Annotated in this window: 14 protein-coding genes; 5 read left to right on the top strand and 9 right to left on the bottom strand. The window is 70.8% G+C overall.

Annotation, left to right across the window (positions count from 1 at the left end; all coding sequences use genetic code 11):
* The first annotated feature begins 27 nt into the window (after positions 1-27).
* Positions 28-2,982 carry a glycoside hydrolase family 2 TIM barrel-domain containing protein gene (locus tag ABIA36_RS13980; RefSeq protein ID WP_369963096.1) on the top strand — a complete coding sequence of 985 codons (2,955 nt, stop codon included), beginning with the start codon at positions 28-30 and terminating at the stop codon, positions 2,980-2,982.
* An 81-nt stretch (positions 2,983-3,063) separates the two neighbouring features.
* On the opposite strand, the gene ABIA36_RS13975 is transcribed toward ABIA36_RS13980, so the two are convergent.
* Positions 3,064-4,044 carry an aldo/keto reductase gene (locus ABIA36_RS13975; protein ID WP_369963757.1) on the bottom strand — a complete coding sequence of 327 codons (981 nt, stop codon included), beginning with the start codon at positions 4,042-4,044 and terminating at the stop codon, positions 3,064-3,066.
* A 52-nt stretch (positions 4,045-4,096) separates the two neighbouring features.
* Between ABIA36_RS13975 and ABIA36_RS13970 the strand changes: the two genes are divergently transcribed.
* The gene (locus ABIA36_RS13970) at positions 4,097-4,630 is read left to right on the top strand and encodes a dihydrofolate reductase family protein (protein ID WP_369963094.1); all 534 of its coding nucleotides are present in this window, start codon (positions 4,097-4,099) and stop codon (positions 4,628-4,630) included.
* A gap of 34 nt (positions 4,631-4,664) precedes the next feature.
* Here the strand turns inward: ABIA36_RS13970 and dxs are convergent, their stop codons facing one another.
* The 6 genes from dxs to dut all read right to left on the bottom strand — a co-directional run bounded on the left by dxs (position 4,665) and on the right by dut (position 13,965).
* Positions 4,665-6,614, bottom strand: coding sequence for a 1-deoxy-D-xylulose-5-phosphate synthase (dxs, locus tag ABIA36_RS13965; protein WP_369963093.1), 1,950 nt, complete (start codon positions 6,612-6,614; stop codon positions 4,665-4,667).
* Between the two features lie 79 nt (positions 6,615-6,693).
* Positions 6,694-9,567, bottom strand: coding sequence for an aconitate hydratase AcnA (acnA, locus tag ABIA36_RS13960; RefSeq protein WP_369963091.1), 2,874 nt, complete (start codon positions 9,565-9,567; stop codon positions 6,694-6,696).
* A 92-nt stretch (positions 9,568-9,659) separates the two neighbouring features.
* The gene (locus ABIA36_RS13955; protein ID WP_369963090.1) at positions 9,660-12,032 is read right to left on the bottom strand and encodes an HAD-IC family P-type ATPase; all 2,373 of its coding nucleotides are present in this window, start codon (positions 12,030-12,032) and stop codon (positions 9,660-9,662) included.
* 27 nt (positions 12,033-12,059) lie between these two features.
* Positions 12,060-12,854, bottom strand: coding sequence for a DUF3159 domain-containing protein (locus tag ABIA36_RS13950; protein WP_369963089.1), 795 nt, complete (start codon positions 12,852-12,854; stop codon positions 12,060-12,062).
* A 14-nt stretch (positions 12,855-12,868) separates the two neighbouring features.
* A complete protein-coding gene (locus ABIA36_RS13945) occupies positions 12,869-13,510 on the bottom strand; it encodes a DUF3710 domain-containing protein (RefSeq protein WP_369963087.1) in 642 nt (213 codons plus the stop codon).
* Positions 13,507-13,965 carry a dUTP diphosphatase gene (dut, locus tag ABIA36_RS13940; protein WP_369963086.1) on the bottom strand — a complete coding sequence of 153 codons (459 nt, stop codon included), beginning with the start codon at positions 13,963-13,965 and terminating at the stop codon, positions 13,507-13,509. The genes ABIA36_RS13945 and dut overlap by 4 nt, the downstream gene beginning before the upstream one ends.
* Positions 13,966-14,004: 39 nt before the next feature.
* On the opposite strand from dut, the gene ABIA36_RS13935 reads away from it, so the two are divergent.
* A complete protein-coding gene (locus ABIA36_RS13935) occupies positions 14,005-14,451 on the top strand; it encodes a DUF3093 domain-containing protein (RefSeq protein ID WP_369963085.1) in 447 nt (148 codons plus the stop codon).
* A 44-nt stretch (positions 14,452-14,495) separates the two neighbouring features.
* Here the strand turns inward: ABIA36_RS13935 and ABIA36_RS13930 are convergent, their stop codons facing one another.
* Positions 14,496-14,789 carry a DUF4193 domain-containing protein gene (locus tag ABIA36_RS13930; protein ID WP_369963084.1) on the bottom strand — a complete coding sequence of 98 codons (294 nt, stop codon included), beginning with the start codon at positions 14,787-14,789 and terminating at the stop codon, positions 14,496-14,498.
* A 204-nt stretch (positions 14,790-14,993) separates the two neighbouring features.
* Between ABIA36_RS13930 and sepH the strand changes: the two genes are divergently transcribed.
* Positions 14,994-16,160, top strand: a complete 1,167-nt coding sequence (sepH, locus tag ABIA36_RS13925) for a septation protein SepH (protein ID WP_369963083.1) — start codon at positions 14,994-14,996, stop codon at positions 16,158-16,160.
* An 18-nt stretch (positions 16,161-16,178) separates the two neighbouring features.
* Here sepH and ABIA36_RS13920 read toward each other — a convergent pair whose 3' ends face one another.
* Positions 16,179-17,303 (bottom strand): alkaline phosphatase family protein, encoded by a 1,125-nt coding sequence (locus tag ABIA36_RS13920; RefSeq protein WP_369963756.1) that lies wholly within the window; start codon positions 17,301-17,303, stop codon positions 16,179-16,181.
* 90 nt (positions 17,304-17,393) lie between these two features.
* On the opposite strand from ABIA36_RS13920, the gene ABIA36_RS13915 reads away from it, so the two are divergent.
* Complete coding sequence (locus tag ABIA36_RS13915) at positions 17,394-19,868, top strand: DNA topoisomerase (ATP-hydrolyzing) subunit A (protein ID WP_369963082.1); 2,475 nt, start codon at positions 17,394-17,396, stop codon at positions 19,866-19,868.
* The last annotated feature ends 29 nt before the right edge of the window (positions 19,869-19,897 follow it).

Here is a 19,897-nt window from a genome sequence, read left to right as displayed (position 1 = left end):
CGATCCGTGTCGATCCAAGGAGCATCCGTGCCGTCTCCCGCCCTTCTCTCCGACACCGCGCCCTTCGCCGGCGCCCTCCGCACGCCCCGGTCCTGGCTGCACTCCGACGCCCCGTCGCTCTCGCTGAACGGCGACTGGCGGTTCCGGTTCTCCCCCACCGCCGACCTCCCGGAGGACGTCGCGCGCGCCGACCTGGACGACGCCGGCTGGGACACCCTCCCCGTCCCGGCGCACTGGGTCCTGCACGGCGACGGCCGCTACGGCCGCCCGAGCTACACCAACGTGCAGTACCCGTTCCCGATCGAGCCGCCATTCGTGCCCGACGAGAACCCGACCGGCGACTACCGGCGCCGGTTCGACCTCCCGGCCGGGTGGCCCGCCGACGCTCGCGTCGTGCTGCGCTTCGACGGCGTCGAGTCGCTCTACCGGGTGTGGCTGAACGGCGTGGAGGTCGGCTCCGCGAGCGGCAGCCGACTCGCCCACGAGTTCGATGTGACCGAGCAGGTGCGGCCGGAGGGCAACCTGCTCGCCGTGCGCGTGCACCAGTGGTCGGCGGCGAGCTACCTGGAGGACCAGGACCAGTGGTGGCTGCCCGGGATCTTCCGCGACGTGACCCTCGCGGCGCGTCCCGCCGACGGCCTGGAGGACGTGTGGCTGCGCACGGCGTTCGCGAACGGCGCCGGCGAGGTCGTCCCGGAGGTCACGGCCGCCGCGTCCGCCTTCCCCGTCACCCTCCGCATCCCCGAGCTCGATGTGGAGCTGACGTGGCCGGCCCGCGCCGACATCGCCCCGGTCGCTGTCGGCCGCGTCGAGCCGTGGACCGCGGAGACCCCGCGCCTCTACGACGCCACGGTCGCCGCCCACGGCGAGACGGTCGCCCTGCGGCTCGGCTTCCGCACCGTGGAGATCCGGGGCGACCGGTTCCTCGTCAACGGGCGCCGCGTGGTCTTCCACGGCATGAACCGGCACGAGACGCACCCCGAGCGCGGACGCGTGTTCGACGAGGAGCACGCCCGCGCCGACCTGATCCGGATGAAGCAGTTCAACGTCAACGCCATCCGCACCAGCCACTACCCGCCGCACCCGCGCCTGCTCGACCTCGCCGACGAGCTGGGCTTCTGGGTGATCCTGGAGTGCGACCTGGAGACGCACGCTTTCGAGAAAGCCGGCTGGCGGGGCAACCCGAGCGACGACCCGCGCTGGCGCGACGCCTACCTCGACCGCATCCGGCGCACCGTGGAGCGCGACAAGAACCACCCCGCGATCGTGCTGTGGTCGCTCGGCAACGAGTCCGGCACCGGCGCGAACCTGGCGGCGATGTCGGCCTGGGTGCACGACCGCGATCCCGGCCGTCCGGTGCACTACGAGGGCGACTACACGGGCGAGTACACCGACGTCTACTCGCGGATGTACTCCTCCGTCCCGGAGACCGAGCAGATCGGCACGGACGGCTCGCTCGCCCCGCTGCTCGGCTGCACGCCCGCGCAGGGCGCGCGGCAGCGGACCAAGCCGTTCCTCCTGTGCGAGTACGCCCACGCGATGGGAAACGGCCCCGGCGGGCTCGACCACTACGAGGCCCTGGTGGACGCGCACCCGCGCCTGCACGGCGGGTTCGTGTGGGAGTGGCGCGACCACGGCATCCTCACCCGGACCGCCGACGGCACGCCGTACTACGCGTACGGCGGGGACTTCGGGGAGGTCGTCCACGACGGCAACTTCGTGATGGACGGCATGGTGCTGTCGAACGACGTCCCCACACCCGGCCTCCACGAGTTCAAAGCGGTGGCCCAGCCGGTCGCGCTCGTCTTCGACGGCGACGAGTTGGTCGTGACGAACCGGCGGCACAGCGCGAACACGGCCGACCTCGCGCTGCGCTGGACGGTCGAGCACGACGGACGCGAGGCGGCCTCCGGGACGCTCGACCTGCCGACGGTGGAGGCCGGCGACTCGGCCCGGGTGCCGCTGCCCGCCGTCACGGTCGCGGAGGACGCCGAGACCTGGCTCACGGTGACCGCGGTCCTCGCGGACGACACGGCCTGGGCTCCGGCCGGTCACGTCGTCGCCCGTGCGCAGCAGGACCGGTCGGTCCGCCGGCGTCACCGTCCTTCCCGCCGCGCGCTCGAATGGCGGGAGGGCGACGGCACGTTGACCCTCGGCCCCGCGACCTTCGAGCGCGGCCGCCTTATCGCCCTCTTCGGCCGCGCCGTCGCCGGCCCGCGGCCGGAGCTGTTCCGCGCGCCCACAGACAACGACGAGGGCGCCTCGCCCGTCGACCCGGCACACAGCGACGCGAGTCTCCTCGGCGTCTCCACCGCGAGCCGGTGGCGGGAGCAGGGCCTCGACCGGCTGACCCAGCGGCTGGTGGCGGTCCACGAAGCCGAGGACGCCCTCCGCACGATCACGCGGGTGTCCGCGGCGAACTCGGTGCACTCCGTCACCGTAGAGACCGTGTGGACGCTGACCGACGGCGTGCTCGACCTGCGGGTGGAGTTCGAGCCGTCCTCCGGCTGGCCCAGCGTGTGGCCGCGGATCGGCGTGCGGTTCGACCTCCCCGACGGCGACGGCGCCGTGGACGGTGCCGAGTGGTTCGGGACCGGTCCGCTGGAGTCCTACGCCGACAGCACCCGCGCCGCGTACGTCGGCCGGTTCCGCGCCACCGTGGCCGAGCTGAACGTGGAGTACGCCCGACCCCAGGAGACCGGCCACCGCTCGGCGGTGCGGGAGGTCGACCTGGGCGCGTTCGCCTTCACCGCGCTCCCGGACGGCAGAGGCCGCCTGCCGGGCTTCTCGCTCTCCCGGCACACGCCGCAGCAGGTCGCCGCAGCGGCCCACCCGCACGAGCTGCCGCCGTCGGACACCACCTACCTGTTCGTTGACGCCGCTCAGCACGGCCTCGGCTCCCGCGCCTGCGGCCCCGACGTCTGGCCGGAGTTCGCCCTCCGCCCCGAGGCCCGCACCCTCCGCCTCCGCTTCCGCGTCTGACACACCATCGCTTCCTCACTTTCTCCCGCGACACACCGGTCCGGAGCGGGAGAAAGTGAGGAAGCGTTGGCTGCGGGGTGGCTACTTGTTGAGGGGGGTCATGTCGGCGTAGCGGTCGCCGACGGGGGCGGCGACGGCGTCGAGGCGCGCGAGCTGCTCGGGGGTGAGGTCGAGCTCGGCGGCGGCGACGTTCTCCTCCAGGTTCTCGACGCGGCGCGTGCCGGGGATGGGCGCGAGGTCGTCGCCGCGGGAGAGCAGCCAGGCGAGCGCGACCTGGCCGGGCTTGGCGCCCGCTTCGCGCGCGACCTCGTCGACCTGCTCCACGATGCGGATGTTGGCCTCCAGGTTGTCGCCCTCGAAGCGCGGATTGAAGCGGCGGAAGTCGTCCGGGGCGAGCTGGTCGAGCGAGCGGATCGAGCCGGTGAGGAAGCCGCGGCCGAGCGGCGAGTACGGCACGAAGCCGATCCCGAGCTCGCGCACGGTCGGCAGCACCTCCGCCTCGGGGTCGCGCGTCCACAGCGAGTACTCGGTCTGTACCGCGGTCACCGGGTGCACCGCGTTGGCGCGCACGATGGTCTCCGGCGCGGCCTCCGACAGCCCGTAGTGCCGGATCTTGCCCTCCTCGATCAGCTCCTTGAGTGCGCCGACGGTCTCCTCGATCGGCGTGTGCGGGTCCATCCGGTGCTGGTAGTAGAGGTCGATGTGGTCGGTCTGCAGCCGCTTCAGCGACCCCTCGACCGAGAGCCGGACGTTCTCTGGCGACCCGTCGAGGCCGCGCTCGTCCTTCGACCGGTGCAGGATGGTGCCGAACTTGGTGGCGATGACCACCTTGTCGCGGCGGCCGCCGGCAAAGGCGCGGGCCAGCAGCTCCTCGTTCGTGTACGGGCCGTAGATCTCGGCGGTGTCGAAGAAGGTGACCCCGAGGTCCATCGCCCGGTGGATGGTCCGGATCGAACCGGCGTCGTCGTCGCCGGCTCCGGTGTAGAACGCGCTCATGCCCATGCAGCCGAGACCCAGTCGCGAGACCTCGAGCTTCTCCGTACCCAGTGTGATCGTCATCAGTGCCATGCCTTCACGATATCCCCGTGCCCGCGGCTGCTGGTACGGTCGCCGCATGGCCCTCATGAAGTACTACGTCGCCTCCTCCATCGACGGCTTCATCGCCGACCTGCACGACCGCATCGAGTGGCTCATGCAGTTCGGTTTCGAGGAGTTCGACGAGCACTACCAGCAGTTCATCTCCGGCGTCGGCGCACTCGTGATGGGCGCGACGACGTACGAGTTCGTCCTCGGCGAGCAGGGGCCGTGGCCGTACCAGGACCTCCCCACCTGGGTGGTCACCCACCGCACGCTGCCGGTCCCGGAGGGCGCGACCGTCACGTTCTTCTCCGGCGACATCGCCCAGCTCGACACCGAGCTGCGCGACGCCGCCGACGACCGCGACGTGTGGATGGTCGGCGGCGGGGCGCTGGCGGCCCAGTTCGCCGACCGCGGCCTGATCGACGAGCTGCACATCACCTACGTGCCCGTGCTGGTCGGCTCGGGCAAGCCGCTGCTCCCGGTGGCCGAGGCCAGCCGCCCGCTCGTGCTGTCGGGCACCAAGACGTTCCCGTCCGGCGCCGTCGAGCACATCTACCGCTTCGCCTGAGCCTCGCGGTCGCCAGCGCGACGCGGGGAAGAAGTCAGGCGCGGCGCTTCTTGGCGTCGACGTCCTCGGCCGGCTCGTCCGCCGGCAGCGGGCGGGCGATCGGGATGCGGCTGCCCAGCACCTGAGCGACCAGGTCGCGCGCGATCTTCTGCGGGGTGAGGCCCGCGTCATCGAGGATCTGGCTGCGCGTGGCGTGGTCGATGAACGCGTCCGGCAGGCCGAGCTCGTCCACCGCGGTGTCGATCCCGGCCTCGCGGAGGTCCTGGCGCACGCGCGTGCCGATCCCGCCGACCCGGATACCGTCCTCGATCGTCACGACGATGCGGTGCTCGGCGGCCAGGCTCAGGATGCTGCGCGGCACCGGGACGACCCAGCGCGGGTCCACGACGGTCGCGCCGATCCCCTGCGCCGCGAGCCGGTCGGCCACCTTGAGCCCGAGGTCGGCCATCGGGCCGACCGTCACCAGCAGGACGTCCTTGCTGTCCGACTCGCGCAGCACGTCCACGCCGTCGTCCAGGCGCCGCACGGCCGGGATGTCCGCCTGCACGTCGCCCTTCGGGAACCGCAGCACAGTGGGCGCGTCGTCCACGGTCACGGCCTCGGCCAGCTCCTCGCGGAACCGGGAGCCGTCGCGCGGGGCTGCGAGCCGGATGTTCGGGACCACTTGCAGGATCGCCAGATCCCAGATGCCGTGGTGGCTCGGCCCGTCCGGACCGGTGACCCCGGCGCGGTCGAGCACGAACGTGACACCGGCCTTGTGCAGCGCGACGTCCATCAGCACCTGGTCGAACGCCCGGTTGATGAAGGTCGCGTAGATCGCGACCACCGGATGGAGGCCGCCGAACGCGAGCCCGGCGGCACTCGTGGCCGCGTGCTGCTCGGCGATGCCGACGTCGTGCACACGGTCGGGGAACCGCTCGGCGAACGTGTGAAGGCCGGTCGGCCGCAGCATCGCGGCGGTGATGCCGACCAGCTTCGGGTTCTTCTCCGCGAGCTTCACGATCTCGTCGGAGAAGACGCTCGTCCAGCTCTGCCCGGTCGAGCTCTCCAGGGCCTCGCCGGTCTCCGGGTCGATCTGGCCGACCGCGTGGAACTGGTCGGCGGCGTCGCGCAGCGCCGGCTCGTAGCCGCGGCCCTTCTGGGTGATGGCGTGCACGATGACCGGGGCGCCGTAGTTCTTCGCCTGGCGCAGCGCCTCCTCCATCGCCTCGATGTCGTGGCCGTGCACCGGCCCGATGTACTTGATGTCGAGGTTCGAGTACAGCGACTCGTTGTTGGAGAACCGGCTGAGGAAGCCGTGCAGGCCGCCGCGGACGCCGCGGTAGAGCGACTGACCGGGGGCGCCCAGCTTGTCGAACGCCTTGCGACTGGTGAGGTAGAGGTTGCGGTAGCCGCGGCGCGTGCGCACCGTGTTGAGGAACCGCGCCATGCCGCCGATCGTCGGGGCGTACGAGCGCCCGTTGTCGTTGACGATGATGATCAGCCGGCGGTTGTTGTCGTCGGAGATGTTGTTGAGCGCCTCCCACGTCATCCCGCCGGTGAGCGCTCCGTCGCCGACGACGGCGACCACGTGCCGGTCGTTCTGACCCGTCATCTCGAAGGCGCGCGAGATGCCGTCCGCCCAGCTCAGCGACGACGACGCGTGCGAGCTCTCGACGATGTCGTGCTCGGACTCGGAGCGCTGCGGGTAGCCCGCGAGGCCGCCGCGCTGGCGCAGCCGGGAGAAGTCCTGGCGCCCGGTGAGCAGCTTGTGGACGTACGACTGGTGACCGGTGTCGAAGACGATGGCGTCCCGCGGCGAGTCGAACACGCGGTGGATGGCGATCGTCGTCTCGACCACGCCGAGGTTCGGACCCAGGTGCCCGCCGGTCTTGGCGACGTTGGCGACCAGGAAGGCCCGCACTTCGGCAGCGAGCTGATCGAGCTCCCGCTCCGTGAGCCGGTCCAGATCACGCGGCCCGTGGATGGTTTCGAGGATGCTCATGGATTTCAGTGTAGAACCCTGTGAATCGGAGGAGGCTCGGAACCATGCGATCCCGAGCCTCCCCTTGACAACGGTCTGGTTACACCAGGCTCCGCAGCACATACTGCAGGATGCCGCCGTTGCGGTAGTAGTCCGCCTCACCGGGCGTGTCGATCCGCACCACGGCGTCGAACTCGACCGGCTGCTTGCCTTCCGGCGAGTGCTCGGTGGGCTCGGCGACGACGTGCACGGTCTTCGGAGTGCGGCCCTCGTTGAGCTCCTCCAGGCCCGTGATCGAGAAGGACTCCGTGCCGTCCAGCCCCAGCGAGTCGGCGTTCTCGCCGGCCGGGAACTGCAGCGGGACGACGCCCATGCCGATCAGGTTCGAGCGGTGGATGCGCTCGAAGCTCTCGGTGATGACCGCGCGGACGCCGAGGAGGCTGGTGCCCTTCGCCGCCCAGTCGCGCGACGAGCCGGAGCCGTACTCCTTGCCGCCGAGCACGACGAGCGGAGTGCCCTGCGCCTGGTAGTTCTGCGACGCGTCGTAGATGAACGACTGCGGGCCGTCGGCCTGGGTGAAGTCGCGGGTGTAGCCGCCCTCCACACCGTCCAGGAGCTGGTTGCGCAGCCGGATGTTCGCGAACGTGCCGCGGATCATCACCTCGTGGTTGCCGCGGCGCGAGCCGTAGGAGTTGAAGTCCTTGCGGTCGATGCCGTGCTCGTTGAGGTACTTGCCGGCCGGGCTGTCCGCCTTGATGGAGCCGGCGGGCGAGATGTGGTCGGTGGTGACCGAGTCGCCGAGCTTGGCGAGCACGCGGGCGCCGGTGATGTCGGCGACCGGGGTGGTCTCCAGCGTCATGCCCTCGAAGTACGGGGGCTTGCGCACGTAGGTGGACTTCTCGTCCCACTCGAAGACCGAGCCGGTCGGGGTGGCCAGCGACTTCCAGCGCTCGTCGCCCTCGAAGACCGACGCGTACTGGTGGACGAACATGCCCTCGTTGATGGAGGAGTCGATCGTCTGCTGCACCTCGGCGGCGTCCGGCCAGATGTCCTTGAGGAACACGTCGTTGCCGTCGGCGTCGGTGCCCAGCGGGTCCACCTCGAAGTCGAAGTTCATCGACCCGGCGAGCGCGTAGGCGATGACCAGCGGCGGGCTCGCCAGGTAGTTCATCTTGACGTCGGGGTTGATGCGGCCCTCGAAGTTGCGGTTGCCCGAGAGGACGGCCGTCACAGCGAGGTCGCTGTCGTTGACCGCCTGCGAGATCTCGTCGAGCAGCGGGCCCGAGTTGCCGATGCAGGTGGTGCAGCCGTAGCCGACCGTGTAGAAGCCGAGGGCCTCCAGGTCCTTGGTGAGACCGGCCTTCTCGTAGTAGTCGGTGACGACTTTGGAGCCCGGCGCCAGCGTGGTCTTGACCCACGGCTTGGCCTTGAGGCCCTTCGCGGCCGCGTTGCGGGCCAGGAGGCCGGCGGCCAGCATGACCGACGGGTTCGAGGTGTTCGTGCACGAGGTGATCGCCGCGATGGCGACCGCGCCGTGGTCGATCACGAAGTCCGTGCCGTCCTCCAGCTTCACCGGGGTGGGCGCGGAGGCCGTCTTCGGCGCGTGGCTGTGGTGCGTGTGCACGTGGTGGCTGTGGCCGTCCTCCGGCTGCAGCTCGCCCGGGTCGGAGGCCGGGAAGGACTCCGAGATGGTCAGGTCGACCAGGTCGTGCGAGATGTCCGCGTAGTCCACCAGGTCCTTCTCGAACTGGGTCTTCGCGTGGCTCAGCTCGATGCGGTCCTGGGGACGCTTCGGGCCGGCGATGGACGGGACGACCGTCGAGAGGTCGAGCTCGAGGTACTCGGAGAACACCGGCTCGCTGGCCGGGTCGTGCCACAGGCTCTGCGCCTTCGAGTACGCCTCGACCAGGGCGACCTGCTCCTCGCTGCGGCCGGTGAGGCGCAGGTAGTCGAGGGTGACGTCGTCGATCGGGAACATCGCGGCCGTGGAGCCGAACTCCGGGCTCATGTTGCCGATGGTGGCGCGGTTCGCGAGCGGGACCTCCGCGACGCCGGCGCCGTAGAACTCGACGAACTTGCCGACCACGCCGTGCTTGCGCAGCATCTGCGTGATGGTGAGCACGACGTCGGTCGCGGTCACGCCGGTCGGGATCGTGCCGGTGAGCTTGAAGCCGACGACCTTGGGGATGAGCATGGAGACCGGCTGGCCGAGCATGGCCGCCTCCGCCTCGATGCCGCCGACGCCCCAGCCGAGCACGCCGAGGCCGTTGACCATGGTGGTGTGCGAGTCGGTGCCGACGCAGGTGTCCGGGTAGGCCAGCAGCTCGCCGCCGACCTCGCGGGTCATGGTGGCGCGGGCCAGGTACTCGATGTTCACCTGGTGGACGATGCCGGTTCCCGGCGGGACGACCTTGAAGTCGTCGAACGCGGTCTGGCCCCAGCGCAGGAACTGGTAGCGCTCACCGTTGCGCTCGTACTCGATGTCGGTGTTGCGCTCCAGCGCGTCCTCCGTGCCGAACAGGTCGGCAATGACGGAGTGGTCGATGACCATCTCGGCCGGGGCGAGCGGGTTGATCTTGTCCGGGTCGCCGCCGAGCGACGACACGGCCTCGCGCATGGTGGCGAGGTCGACGATGCAGGGGACGCCCGTGAAGTCCTGCATGATGACGCGGGCCGGGGTGAACTGGATCTCGGTGTCCGGCTCCGCCTCCGGGTCCCAGCCGCCGAGGGCCTTGATGTGGTCGGCGGTGATGTTGGCGCCGTCCTCGGTGCGCAGCAGGTTCTCCAGCAGCACCTTGAGGCTGAACGGGAGCTTCTGGTAGCCGTCGACCGTGTCGATCTTGAAGATCGTGTAGTCCTTCGACCCCACGGTCAGGGTGCTTTTCGCACCGAAACTGCCGAACTCTGAATCAGTCGTAGCTGACACTGTGCCTTCTCCTTCGTCGGCAGGCGAGATCCCGCGCGCCGTGTCCATCCTTGTCGTGCGTCGAAGCCTGTTTCCAGCAAGGTAATCCTAAGTGGCCGCACCAGGAAAGTATCTTGACGTCGAGATAAAATCTAGCACGTTCAAACCCGGTCGAACACCAGGCCACGCCGCCGGGCGAACCGGTAGAAGAGCTCGATGCCGGCCGATCCGACGGCGCCTACCGCGATCCCCCAGAGCAGCGCCGTGTCGAGCGACAAATGCATCTCGAAGAAGGTCGCAGTGCCCGGGATGACGCACACAAGCACGAACACCGCCGCCACCCCGATGAGCAGGAACCACCGCCAGGTCGTCAGCGGCCGGGTGAGCACGCACAGGATCCAGAGCGACACGCAGAACAGCGCCAGCGTGGTCACGCTGCGCGCCTCGTGCAACGGGATGGAGCTGTGCAGCGGCGCGTACGCCACGACCGCGGTCAGCCCGGCGATGACGCCGGTCGGGATGGAGTAGCGCAGGATCCGCGACAGCACGCCCGGCGTATAGATGCGCTTGTTCGGCGCGAGCGCCAGGAAGAAGGAGGGGATGCCGATGGCGAGCGTCGAGACCAGGGTGAGCTGGCGCGGCAGGAACGGGAACGGCCAGAGCACCACGGCGCTGAACAGCGCGAGCAGGATGCCGTAGACCGTCTTCGCCAGGAAGATGTTCGAGACCCGTTCTACGTTGGCGATCACCCGGCGGCCGGAGGCCAGCACGTCCGGCAGCCGGTCGAACCGGTTGTCGAGCAGCACCAGCCGGGACACGGCCTTGGTCGCCGCGGTCGCGGTGCCCATCGCGATGCCGAGGTTGGCGTCCTTGATCGCCATCGCGTCGTTGACGCCGTCGCCGGTCATCGCCACGGTGCGGCCTTGGCGCTGCAGGAGGCCGACGGCGGTGCGCTTCTGTTCCGGGCTGACCCGGCCGAAGATGCTGGAGCGCTCCAGCGCGGCGGCCAGGTCGTCGTCGGTGTGCAGGGTGGAGGCGTCGACCGCCGCGCCCTCCATGTTCAGCGCCCGGGCGACGGCCTCCACGGTGACCGGGTTGTCGCCGGACATCACGATCACGCGGACGGCCTGCTCGCCGAAGTAGCCGAGCGTCTCCGGCGCCTCCGGCCGCAGCGTCTCGGTCAGCACGACCAGCGACGCGGGCTCGACCCGCACGTCGTCGAGCGGGACGTGCGTGCCGTGCGGGAGCGGGTCGAGCGCGCGGGCGAGCGCGAGCGTCCTGCGTCCCGTCGACGCGACCGCGGTCGCCCGCCGAAGCGCGGCCTCGTGACCGGCGAGCACCCGCTCGGGAGCCCCGAGCACCCAGGAGCTCTCCTCGCCGTCCACCCGCATCACCAGTCCGCTGTACTTGGTGGCCGAACTGAACGGGATGCGCCGCTCCACGCGGAACCGGTCGCTCTGGAAGCCGGTCGAGAGGATGCCGGAGGTCGCGTTCCCGGTCTCGTCGGCGCCGAACGCGGCGAGCGCGACCTCCGCGAGCTCGGTGGGCACCTCCCCGAGCGGCTCGGCGCCCTCCAGCACCAGCTCACCGCTGGTCAGCGTCCCGGTCTTGTCGAGGCAGAGCACGTCGACGCGCGCGAGCACCTCCACGGCCGCGAGCTCCTGCACGAGCACCTTCCGCGCGGCGAGCTGGATGGCGGCGACGCCGAACGCGAGGCTGGTCAGCAGCACGAGGCCTTCGGGGATCATCCCGACCACGGCCGCCACCGCGTCCAGCAGCGCACGCCGCCAGCGCGAGTCCGTGAAGAGCTCGTTGAAGCCGCCGTACGCGAGCACCCGGCCGATGATCGTCACCAGGATGACCGGGCCGAGGATCCAGGAGAGGTAGACGAGGATGCGGTTGGTCGCGTCCCGCAGCTCGGAGTGCACGAGCGAGTGCCGGCGAATCTCGCTGGTCAGCTTGCTCGCGTAGGAGTCGGCGCCCACCGCCGTGACGACGGCGTAGCCGGTGCCGGTGGCGACGTGCGAGCCGGAGAGGAGTTGGGCGCCCTCGTCCTTGAACACCGGGTCGGACTCCCCCGTCAGCAGCGACTCGTCCAGCGAGAGCCCCGTGCTCTCGGCCACGACCGCGTCGGCCGGGATCTGGTCGCCGGGGCGCAGCACCAGGAGGTCGTCGAGCACGACATCCTCCAGGGCGATCGCGACGACGTGCCCGTCCCGGCGGACCCGGCTCTCCGGCGCCGCCAGCAGCGCCGCGCGGTCGAGCACACGCTTGGCGCGCAGCTCCTGCACGATGCCGATCAGGGCGTTGACGACGACGACGCCGTAGAAGAAGCCGTCCCGCAGGTCGCCGAGCAGCAGCACCGCGATGAAGCAGCCGGTGAGGATGCCGTTGAACAGCGTGAGGATGTTCTCTCGCAGGATGTCGGAGATGGATCGCGAACCGGGCTGACGTTGGATGTTCACCCGGCCGTCCGCCCGGCGCTCCGCGACCTGCGCGGCGCTCAGCCCCTCCCTGGTGCGCGCGTCGAGCATCCTCCCCCTCCTGGCCGGTGTGCGCGCCTAACCGGCGCTGTTGCCTTGCGGCTTCGTGGACGGAGACTGCGGCTTCTGCGGGAACTGCCCCTTCACCACGAACCAGGTGATCAGCAGCAGCGGAGCATAGAGCGGCACGCCCATCAGGAGCTTGGTGAGGGCGAGCGCACTCGTGGCTGCGTCGGTGTGCGCCAGGTAGAGCGGCACCTGCACGAGCAGCCGCGCGGCGAAGAGCAGGAACCAGAGGAAGGTCAGCGCCTGCATCACCCGGAATTTCGACTTCACCGAGCGCCAGGCGAGGCCGTCGCCCATCAGGTAGCCCGCCGCCAGGCCGATCAGCGGCCAGCGGACCAGCACCGAGATCAGGAGGGCGGCGGCATAGGCGGCGTTCGTCCAGATCCCGAGGATGAAGTTGTCCTCGCCGCGGCCGGTGATGAGCGCGAAGATCGCCGAGAGCCCGACGCCGATCAGACCGGCGAGCGCCTGTGTGACCGGCGTCTTGCCGACGATGCGCACCACGGTGAACACGACGGCGACGGCGACCGAGATGCCGATCGAGAGCGGAACGTTCTGGCTGAACGTGAAGACGATGAGGAAGACCAGGCCGGGGAGGATGGTCTCCAGCAGCCCGCGGACACCGCCGAGGGCGGAGAGCAGCGCCGTGCCGGTCGGCGTCTCGCCGTCGACGAGCTGGCCCATGCCCGACTTGCGCGCGGCTTTCGCCAGGCTCTCGCCGAGCGTGGAGGCGACCGGGTCCTGCTCCCGCTCGCCCTGCTGCGCAGCGGCGTCCGCCGGCTCGGGCTCGTGGTGCTGATCGGTCACGTCACGGCCACCGCTCACAGCGAGCTGTATCCACCGTCATTGCCGGTGCTGGGAGCGGCCGGCATGCGCAGCGGGATGAGGTCGCGCGGTGGCATGGGGGTGTTGCCGCGCACGACGACGATGCTGCGGAAGAGGTCCTCGACCAGGGCGGCGGCCTCCGGCTTCACGGCCGCGTCTCCGGCGATCACGCCGCGCAGGAACCAGCGCGGGCCGTCGACGCCGACGAAGCGCGCGACCCGGGTCTCGCCCGGGGCGCCCTGCGGCGGGGCGACCGGGATCTCGGCGACCAGCTCCGGGCCGAAGACACCGTCGCGCTCGCTCACGCGGCCGCCCTGGCGCTGCACCTGCTCGGCGATCTGCACGCGGATCTCGTGCCAGAGGCCGGTGGAACGCGGTGCGGCGAACGGCTGCACCTGCAGCGTCGAGTTGGCGTAGTCGAGGCCGACCGCCACGACGCGCTGCGACTCCTCCTCGACCTCCAGGCGGAGGTGGAGGCCCTCGCGCGGCAGGATCTTCACGCCGCCGAGGTCGACGTAGGGGCGGACCGGGTTCGCCTCGCTGTCGTCGAGGGGACCTTCCGTCTCCCGATCCTCCGGTGCGGACTTCTCCACGTCCTGAGGCTCGGCCTCACCGGGGGTGTCGATGCTGTCGGTCAAGCGTGCTCTCCTGCCTGGGTGACGGTGTAGCCGGACGAGCCGAAGCCCGCGGTGCCGCGGTGGCTGTCCGGGAGGGTGTCGACGAGGACGAACCGGGCCTGTGCGACCGGCATGACGATCAACTGCGCGATCCTGTCGCCGACGGCGATATCGTACGACATCGACCTGTCCGTGTTCAGGACGGTCACCTTGATCTCGCCGCGATAGCCGGCGTCCACCGTGCCCGGCGCGTTGACGATGGTGATGCCGTGGCGCATGGCCAGGCCGCTGCGCGGCACCACGAAGCCGAGGTAGCCCTCCGGCAGCGCGATCGAGACCCCGGTCGGCACGGTGTGCCGCTCCCCCGGGGCCAGCGTGACGGCCTGCGCCGCGCACAGGTCCGCGCCCGCGTCACCGGGGTGGGCGTACACGGGGATGCGGTCGGCGACGATCGGGACGTCCACGGTTTCGGTCACGTGTCGAGGGTAGTGCACGAAGGATGATCGAATAGTCCTATGGACCTCTACCGCGAACGGCTCTGGGCGACCCCCTGGCTCTTCATCTCCACCATCCTGGTCGTGCCGGCTGTGATGCTCGTCTTCGCGCCGATCAACTTCGCCGTCGGCGTCGTGCTCGCGATCGTCTTCTACGCCGCGATCGTGGTCGCGCTGCTCGTCACCGCCCCCGTGATCCGGGTGACCGCGGCCGAGTTCACCGCGGGCAATGCGCGCATCCCGCTGGAGTTCATCGGTGAGCCGCGGTCGTTCACCGGCGAGGAGGCGACCCTGGAGCGCGGCCAGCGTCTCGACGCCCGTGCGTGGCTGCTCATCCGCGGCTGGATCAAGCCGGTCGTCAAAGTGCCGGTGCTCGACGTGGACGACCCGGCGCCCTACTGGCTGATCTCAACAAGAAACCCGGACCAGTTGGTCCGGGTTCTCGATGAGGCCCGACGTCCTCTGTAGTTCCTTTCAGGAGCTACCCGGCGTCGTGCGGTGCGATGCGTCGCTCAGGCGGCGCACTCCATGCAGATCGGTCCGAGCTTGGTCTCGTGGTCGATCTGCGAGCGGTGCTTCACCAGGAAGCAGTTCACGCAGGTGAACTCGTCCGCCTGGGGAGGCAATACCACGACGTCGAGGTCGAGGTCCGACAGGTCGGCACCGGGGAGCTCGTAGCCGCCGGGGTTGTCGGCGTCTTCGACGTCGACGACACCAGACATCTTGTCCGGAACTCGCTCCTTGAGGGCCTCGATCGACTCGGAGTCGTCCTCGGTCTTCCGCGGTGCGTCGTAATCCGTTGCCATGCCCATCCACTTCTCGTCTAACGGCCGATTCTCGCAATCGGCGGCCATAGTTTGCATCAATCCCCTGCGAATAGCAAAAGCGCGCAGGGCCCTCTCAGCGTTTGCTCGGTGTTCAACTTCCGGCACGCCCGCGGTATTCCCCGGAAGTCCCCCATTCCCGTGGCATTCTGAGCCCGAACGAACGCGAGCTCGGAAGGCATCACAATGCAGGATTTGAAGGTCATCGGGGTCGAGAACGGTGCCATCGTCGCCGTCGGCGACGACGGTGAACGCTTCCGCATAGCCGTCGACGACACGCTGCAGTCGAAGATCCGGCAGGTGCGGCAGCAGGTCTCCGCCGAAGTCCCCAAACTGTCGCCACGGGAGATCCAGGCCCACATCCGCTCGGGGATGTCCGCCGACGATGTCGCCTCGGTCACGGGCGCGCCCCTGGACTACGTCCAGCGCTTCGAGGGCCCGATCGTGGCCGAGCGCGAGCACGTCGTGGTGAGCGCCCTCAGCGTCCCCGTGCGCACCGCCGCCGAGGTCGACCCACTGGGCGAGCCCGACACGTTCGGCTCCGTCATCCGCGACCGCCTCGCCTCGCTCGGCGTCGCCGGCGAGCGCTGGGCGAGCTGGAAGGACCCCGAGGCCGGCTGGATCGTGAAGCTCGAGTTCACCGCGGACGAGATCGACCACGACGCCCGCTGGAGCTACGACCTGCGCAAGCACGCCCTGGCCCCGCTGAACTCGGAGGCGACCACGCTCTCCCAGGCCGGCGAGCTGCGCGGCGGCGCGCTCATCCCGCGCCTGCGCGCCGTCCTCCCGCACGAGGGCGAGCCGGACAGCTCCCGCTTCGACAGCGGAGCGTTCACCTTCCCCGCCCCCGGCGTCGACCTGCTCGGCCCCGAGGTGACCCAGCCGCTCGAGCCGCTGGAGCCGCACGCTCCCGGCCGCGCCAGCAACTCCATCGCGATCTCCGCGATCAAGCGCGCCGACGAGACCCCGCGCGACCTGCACCAGACGGCCGACCTCCTGGAGGCGCTGCGCCGCCGCCGCGGGGAGCGCGAGGCCGCGGGCGGCTATGACGAGCCGGCCCCGCGGAACGACCGCACGGACCGCAGCGGCCGCCACGAGCAGGTCGAGCAGCCGACGCTCCTCGACCCGATCACGCCGTTCCGGGTCGTCGAAGAGACCATCACGGTCATCGAAGAGTTCGGTCCGCCGCCGGCGGCCCCCACTGCGAGCACCCCCACTCCTCCTCCGCCCGCACCCCAGTCCTCCACGCAGGAGCAGACGCCGGTCGCGACCGGGCGGCGCAAGGGCCGCGCCGCGATGCCGAGCTGGGACGAGATCGTCTTCGGCGCGCGTACGGACGACGACCTGGCGTAACGGCGCCTTTTCCCTGAGCTAGGTCGCCGCCCCGAACCGCAGCAGCGGCACCCGGGTCTCCTCGGCCGTGAGCGAGCCGTGCTGGCCGATCATGCTGCGCCCGGTGCGCTGCGGGTCGCGGGAGTCGTAGTAGGCGATGCGCTTACGCGCGGCGACGAGCACGTCGCCGATGCGGGGCGCGACCTCCGGCGCCACGACCGGGCCGAACCAGCCCGCCGCGATGGCCTCTTCCCTGGTCGCGATCCAGGACCGGCCGCCCTCCACCTCGCGCCAGCGTCCGGCAACCGCGTCGGCGCTCGAAGCGTCCTCTGTATAGAGGTGCAGCAGCCGCGGCTCGCCGGCGACCTCCGCCACACCCTCCAGCAGCTCGGGCGCCGTGTCGTAGAGCACGTGCCCGCTCTCCGGGATGTCGACGATGCCGTGGTCGGCGGTGAGCAGCACACCCTTGCCGGGGCCCAGGGAGGCCGCGAGCCGCGCCACCAGCGCGTCCAGCGTCTCCAGCTCGGCCGTCCAGCGCGGCGACTCCCAGCCGCGCGCGTGCGCGGCCTGGTCGAGCTCGGCGATATAGAGGTAGGTGAGCGCGGGGCCGGAGGTGCGGAGCACGTCCTGCGCGGCCTCGAAGCGGTCGGCCATGGTGCGGCCGCCGATGAACTGCGCGCCGCGCAGCACCGCGTGGGTGAAGCCGGAGTCCGCGTAGGCGGGGACGCCGAGCGCATACGAGGCGACACCATCGGCCGCCGCGCGCTCGAAGACCGTTTGGGCGCGCTGCCAGGTCGTTGGGTCCATCCGGTCGTCCCAGCCGTTGAGCTGGTTGGTGAGCCGGCCCGCGTCGTCGCGGACGCGGTAGCCCACCAGGCCGTGCTCCCCCGGCGTCGTGCCGGTCGTCAGCGTCGCGAGTGCGGCGGCCGTCGTGGTGGGGAAGCCGGCGTCGATCGTCGTCGTCTTGCCGAGCCGGGAGGCGAGCGTCCTGGCGTGCCCCTCGCGGGCGCGGAGCGCCGCGGCGCCGAGACCGTCGACCACGACGACGACCGCGTGCTCCAGCGGCGGCAGCCCGAGGTCGTTGCCCTCCCCGCGCAGCGCCCCCAGACAACTCGGCATTACCGTGGCGAGGCTCGCTCGGGTCGTGAACGCGGCCGGTAGCATGGGGGGCATCCGGCCCAGTCTTTCACAGGTGGGACGGACGGAAGCCGTCGAACCGGCGCGCCTCCTGCCGCCCCATCACCGAATGCACGAATGACACCAGCAGACGACCAGGCCCCGACCACCGAACGCATCGAAGACGTCGACGTCACGACCGAGATGCAGGGCTCGTTCCTCGAGTACGCGTACTCGGTCATCTACTCCCGGGCGCTCCCCGACGCCCGCGACGGCCTGAAGCCCGTGCAGCGGCGCATCCTCTACATGATGACCGAGATGGGACTGCGGCCGGACCGCGGCCACGTCAAGTCCGCCCGCGTCACCGGCGAGGTGATGGGAAAGCTGCACCCGCACGGCGACAGCGCCATCTACGACGCGCTGGTGCGCATGGCCCAGGACTTCACCCTGCGCGTCCCGCTGGTCGACGGGCACGGCAACTTCGGCTCGCTGGACGACGGTCCCGCCGCAGCCCGCTACACCGAAGCGCGCCTCGCCGCCGCCGCGCTCGCCCTCACCGAGGACCTCGACGAGGACGTCGTCGACTTCGTCCCCAACTACGACAACCAGCTCCTCCAGCCGGACGTGCTGCCCGCCGCGTTCCCGAACCTCCTGGTCAACGGCGCCAGCGGCATCGCGGTCGGCATGGCCACCAACATGGCCCCGCACAACCTGGTGGAGGTCGTCGGCGCCGCCCGCCACCTCCTCGCCAACCCGGACGCCACCCTCGACGAGCTGATGGACTACGTCCCCGGCCCCGACCTCCCGAGCGGCGGCACCATCGCCGGCCTCTCCGGCGTGCGCGACGCCTACGCGACCGGCCGCGGCAGCTTCCGGATGCGCGCCAAGGTCGGCGTCGAGTCGATCACCGCGCGCAAGAGCGGCCTCGTCGTCACCGAGCTGCCCTACGGCGTCGGCCCGGAGCGCGTGATCGAGAAGATCAAGGACGGCGTCAACGCGAAGAAGCTGAACGGCATCTCCGACGTCACCGACCTCTCCGACCGCCAGCACGGCCTCCGCCTCGTCATCGGCATCAAGACCGGGTTCAGCCCGGACGCCGTGCTCGAGCAGCTCTACCGGCACACGCCGCTGGAGGAGGGCTTCTCGATCAACAACGTCGCCCTCGTCGCCGGCGGCCCGCAGACCCTCGGGCTGCGCGAGCTGCTGCGCGTCTACCTCGACCACCGGATCAGCGTCGTCACGCGCCGCTCGCAGTTCCGGCTCGCGCGCCGCAAAGAACGGCTGCACCTGGTCGAGGGCCTCCTCATCGCGATCCTCGACATCGACGAGGTCATCCAGGTCATCCGCACCTCCGACGACACCGACCAGGCGCGCACGCGGCTGCAGCAGGTGTTCGACCTCAGCACGCTGCAGGCCGACTACATCCTCGAGCTGCGGCTGCGCCGGCTCACCAAGTTCTCCCGCATCGAGCTGGAGACCGAGCGCGACCAGCTCCGGGCCGAGATCGCCGAGCTGGAGGAGATCCTCGCCAGCAAGGCACGCATCCACGGGCTCGTCTCGGATGAGCTGGAGCAGGTCGCCCTGAAGTTCGGAACGCCGCGCCGCACGCTCCTCACCGAGGCCAAGCCGTCCATCGCCGGGGCGGGCTCCCGCAGCAAGGCGATGACGGTGCAGCTCGAAGTGGCGGACGTCCCCTGCCGCGTCTACCTGTCGACCACCGGCCGCATCCTGCGCGTCGACGCGGGCGCCGGGGAGGGCGAGGGCCTCGACCGCATCCAGCCGCCGGCGCGCCGCAGCAAGCACGACGCCATCCTGTCGCGGCTCGACACGTCGAGCCGGAGCGAGATCGGCGCGGTCACCGACCGCGGCCGCCTCATCCGGTTCTCCCCCGTCGACCTCCCGGCCGCCCCGCTGAACTCGGTGCAGCTCGGCGCGGGCGTGAAGGTGGGCGACTACCTGGCGCTGGCCGACCGCAAGGAGCGCGTGCTCGCGCTGGTCTCCCTCGACGCCCCGCAGGCGATCGCCCTCGGCACCCGCCAGGGCGTGGTCAAGCGGGTGACGCCGGGCGACTGGGCCAACAAGCCCGAGTTCGAGGTCATCAGCCTGAAGGCCGGCGACGCGGTCGTCGGCGCCGTGCAGTCGGCGGACGACGCCGAGCTCGTCTTCGTCTCCAGCGACTCCCAGCTCCTGCGGTTCTCGGCCGGCTCGGTGCGCCCGCAGGGCCGCGCCGCCGGCGGCATGGCCGGCATCAACCTGGCCGCGGACGCCCGCGTGGTGTTCTTCGGCGCGGTGGAGGCCGCCGAGCGAGAGGAGGCGGTCGTCGTCACCATCGCGGTCAGCGACCAGACCCTCCCCGGCGCCGACCCCGGCAGCGGCAAGGTGAGCGACTTCGCCGAGTTCCCGGCCAAGGGCCGTGCGACCGGCGGCGTCCGCTCGCAGCGCTTCCTCAAGGGCGAGACCGAGCTCGCGCTCGCCTGGGTCGGCCCCGCCCCCGCTCTGGCGGTGGGCCCCGACGGCGCCCACCGCGTCCTCCCCGAGGGCGGCGCCCGCCGCGACGGCTCCGGCACCCCGCTCGACATGGTCGTCACCACCATCGGCCGCCGCCTCGCCTGACGTCGCCAACTCCGGAGTCGCGGAGCGAC

The organism is Leifsonia sp. EB34 (assembly GCF_041260585.1).
Taxonomy (GTDB): Bacteria; Actinomycetota; Actinomycetes; order Actinomycetales; family Microbacteriaceae; genus Leifsonia.
The sequence above is the reverse complement of the archived record's forward strand: the minus strand, read 5'-3'. Positions and strand labels throughout refer to the sequence as shown.

Coding starts and splice junctions, on each gene's coding strand:
- ABIA36_RS13915 (WP_369963082.1), top strand. CDS start 17,394: ATGACACCAGCAGACGACCAGGCCCCGACCACCGAACGCATCGAAGAC.
- ABIA36_RS13930 (WP_369963084.1), bottom strand. CDS start 14,789: ATGGCAACGGATTACGACGCACCGCGGAAGACCGAGGACGACTCCGAG.
- acnA (WP_369963091.1), bottom strand. CDS start 9,567: ATGGACACGGCGCGCGGGATCTCGCCTGCCGACGAAGGAGAAGGCACA.
- ABIA36_RS13920 (WP_369963756.1), bottom strand. CDS start 17,303: ATGCTACCGGCCGCGTTCACGACCCGAGCGAGCCTCGCCACGGTAATG.
- ABIA36_RS13935 (WP_369963085.1), top strand. CDS start 14,005: ATGGACCTCTACCGCGAACGGCTCTGGGCGACCCCCTGGCTCTTCATC.
- dxs (WP_369963093.1), bottom strand. CDS start 6,614: ATGAGCATCCTCGAAACCATCCACGGGCCGCGTGATCTGGACCGGCTC.
- ABIA36_RS13955 (WP_369963090.1), bottom strand. CDS start 12,032: ATGCTCGACGCGCGCACCAGGGAGGGGCTGAGCGCCGCGCAGGTCGCG.
- sepH (WP_369963083.1), top strand. CDS start 14,994: ATGCAGGATTTGAAGGTCATCGGGGTCGAGAACGGTGCCATCGTCGCC.
- ABIA36_RS13970 (WP_369963094.1), top strand. CDS start 4,097: ATGGCCCTCATGAAGTACTACGTCGCCTCCTCCATCGACGGCTTCATC.